At 57.1% G+C, this 3634-nt stretch carries 2 protein-coding genes; both read left to right on the top strand.

All coding sequences use genetic code 11. The features are described from left to right. Positions 1-107: 107 nt before the first annotated feature. Positions 108-2018 carry a restriction endonuclease gene (locus RH857_RS13410; RefSeq protein WP_310538478.1) on the top strand — a complete coding sequence of 637 codons (1911 nt, stop codon included), beginning with the start codon at positions 108-110 and terminating at the stop codon, positions 2016-2018. A gap of 25 nt (positions 2019-2043) precedes the next feature. Beyond that, entirely contained in the window at positions 2044-3468 is a 1425-nt protein-coding gene (locus RH857_RS13405; protein WP_310538477.1) for a DUF8370 family protein, read from the top strand. Positions 3469-3634 lie beyond the last annotated feature (166 nt).

Below are 3634 nucleotides of genomic sequence, written 5' to 3'. Positions count from 1 at the left end.
GGAGGCCAACCACCCATCACCAGGCTGACCAACCTCCCTGAACATCACAGCTAGTTAAGCGCGTCTCCGTTAAGGGCATCGTCGCGGGCCAGGATGGTAAGCCATATGTGCATATCTCCAAGGTGCGGTCTAAGCGCAAGACGCTATTCGTCGAGGCAGTCATCGATCGTAAACACGCTGACGGGGCGCAGCGTGTACAGGTGGTGCTGCAGAACGGCAGTGATCTGTTCGACCTCTCGGATGGACTGCCGCAGTACCGCGGGATGGAGGTTGACCGGATTGACCGGAAGCCGGACCGCGTGACTTTCACCAACAACCAGACGATCCAGGTGGGCGAGGAAGCCGGTGTAGATCGTCAGCTCGTGTGGCGCGATCAGATCCGACACACGATCCGCCAGCACCTTGCCCGTCAGGACCAGATCGATGCCGCTGGTCATGATGTCAAGACGCTGTCGCTGTTCTTCGTTGAACAGGTTGCTGATTATGTCGGGGATGAAGCTGTATTGCCGGGCATGTTTGACGAGCTCTTCCGGGAAGAATGGCTTCGCGCTGGTAAGCCAGAGAACCAAATGCCGGACCCGGCCTCTGTGCGAGTCTCGTATTTCCCCTCTACCAAGACCGGGGTGCTCAAGGACACCAAAGGACGCGCGTCTGATGCCGAGTTCGAATCGCGCGCGTACCAGGAGATCATCGCTAACAAAGAGCTGATACTCACGAAGGACAATCCGAGGGCGTTCATCTTCTCCCACTCCGCGCTGAAAGAGGGCTGGGACAACCCCAACGTCTTCCAGGTCGGCTTCCTCCGTCACACCCGATCGGACCTCGAGCGTCGTCAACAGATCGGACGCGGCTTGCGACTGCCGGTCAACCAGGCTGGCCGTCGCGTCAAAGACCCTGCGATCAACAGACTAACGTTGGTAGTCGATGAGTCATTCGTCGAGTTCCGCGACGGCCTGAACGCAGAGTATGAGGCCGCAGGCGGCTCCAAGGGCGAAGCTACTGAGCTAGAGAACGCCGACAACGAAGTGCTAGTGCGTCGACGGCCAGAGCTTTTCGATAGCGATGAGTTCCGCGAACTCTGGAAGCGCATCCGCTACAAGGCCCGCTACCGCGTGAGCATCATCCCGGACTCTCTAGCTACCGTCGTTGCTGGGTCTGATCACCTGGATGACTTGCGTTTCATCCAGCGCCGGGCAAATGTCGTGCAGTCAGCAACGCTGGAATACGACGAGCACGGCCATGTCATAACAGACGAAGAGGCAGTCTCTGAGAACCGAGGTGAACGCGTGCTGGTGACTGGCCAGCGCCTACCCGACGTTGTGCAACTCATTGAAGAGCAACTCCAGTACGGCAAGTTCCCGCTCCAGCTGACGCGCCAAACCATCGCCAACATCGTCGAGCACATCATTACCTTCGACCGCGACTACGGGCGTTACGTCTTAGACGATCCGGAGCGATGGGCGCGCATCGTCGCCAACGCAATCCGCTGGGAGACCATCGAGCAGATGGTGGATGGCATCAACTACGAACCCGTCGATGAGGCTGAGTGGTACGACGCTGAGGTGGTTTTCATCGACGTCGAGACCAAGACGCCACCGCAACCAGCCAAGGGCAACGCCGACCCCCAGAGCGGCGTAATTTCTGATGACGGCGGACGTAGCCTCTACGACCATGTCGACTACGACAGCCACGTAGAGCGAGCATTCGCCCGGCAACTTTCCAACGATCCCGACCGGGTGAAGCTCTTCACGAAACTCCCGCGCCGGTTCAAGGTCGCCACGCCCGTGGGGGAGTATGCACCAGACTGGGCGATCGTCTATGAAGAGAACGGCGTCGAGCGGCTCTATCTGGTCCGCGAAACCAAGGACACGCGCAACCTAGATGACCTTGATTGGGACGAGAAGATGCGAATCAAGTTCGCCAAGCGTCATTTCGGTGCGGCTCCCCTCGGTCCCGTGGACTATCTCCACACGACCGACAAGGATGGGTTGCTTGTCGTTAGGAGAAGCCGTGAATAATCCAAAGCCTCAGGGTAGGTGACTTGTGCGTTTCTCAGAACACTTCGCCATAAATCGGACCAGCGAGGACGACTGGTTCGATCCACACCTGACTGTCGACACGAAACTCTTCATCGACCCTGTACTCCTCCTAGAATCTGGTGGCCAGTGGGCGAAAGGTCACCAAGAACTCATTGACCACTTCGTGCACTGCTACAAGCTGGTTGCCAAGTCCATCAGCAAGGATTCTCAATCAGCTAAGGCCGCGCGTAAGCTCCTGACTTTCCCCGAGCCATATGAACTCGGCCTTGGTTACACGGCGCACGGCACCAAGGGGGCCGGATCAGGCTCCAGTTTCGCTTCGACCATGGCAGATGGCATTGCAGTGGCGATCGCCGCTGGCCTGAAGGAGCCGGAACACATCGAGGAGATTGGAATCCTCAACGAGGGAATTGGTGCCGACAGGATCTCAGATGCAGCGGCCAACGTGCTGAAGCATCGGTTCATCCAGTACACACAGGAGATCAGTCGGCGACACGGGGTCCCTCTGAAGTCGCATCGGGTCAAGAACACCCGTGTCACTCTTGAAGTTGCTCGCTGGCATACAGAAGAAGCAGCTCTGCCGACCAATCCAGTCACCGGGAAGCCCATCATCCTGGTTCCCACTTCGATTCTGAATAAGCTACCGACCCTCAACGCTGATGACTGGTTCTATTCAGATTTCAACGACGATATCCGAGCATCGATTAACCTCCCTGTGGGAAAGTCAGCGGCTAAGGCGGACATCGTGACCTGGGCGCGCAAACACCCCGATCGAGTGCGCGATTGGGCAAGAGAGCAAACCAGCCGAGAGGATCTGCGCGGCTACGACTTCGAGGAAGACCCAATCGGTGTCGTGCACTGGGATAGAGCGCCGGTAGAGTTCGTGGCCGAGAATCCGCTCGCGTCACGGCCGGTACGCTCTCACGACGACCTCGTCGTACTTATGGCTGATGTCATCCAGAATTTCCGAAGATACATCCAAGAGCAACGTGGCTGGTCATTGTTGTGGAACGATGACGGTACTCGCAAGCCGGAAGAGGCCGTCCAACTGCTATTTCTGGGCTTCGCGCAACAGTATTTGCGACAGTTCAATGTGGAGCTCGACCGCGAGGTGGAACTTGGTCGTGGACCAACGGACTTCAAGGTGTCCTCCGGCACTAACGCTAGGTTAATCATCGAGGTAAAGAAGCTAGACAACGGGAGGTTTTGGAATGGCATCAGAGATCAGCTGCCCAGCTACCTGGTGTCAGATGATGCTACGCACGGATGGTTCATATCCGTGCAGTACGGAGACACCAAAACGCAGAGGGACAGACTGAAACAATTGCCTGCTGAAATCGGCGTACTATCGCAGAAGATTGGAAAGCAAATTCGCCACACCGCCATCGATGCCCAGAAGCCGCTCTCAGCTTCAAACATCAAGAATTAGCAACTCTGTGGCGTAACGTCTTGTGCTCGATGCATGGTTTACGAAAGGCCTGCCGCTTGTCGTTAGTCATATCTGACGAAAGTGTCGGCTCCCACGTCGGGCAGCTTATACCGGCTCATCGCAGATGAGGGTGTAGCAAGGGTCTGAATCCTCCGGTGTCGAGCAG

Origin of the sequence: Nesterenkonia flava (assembly GCF_031432335.1) — a bacterium.
Taxonomy (GTDB): Bacteria; Actinomycetota; Actinomycetes; order Actinomycetales; family Micrococcaceae; genus Nesterenkonia; species Nesterenkonia flava.
This window is presented reverse-complemented; position numbering and strand designations above follow the sequence as displayed.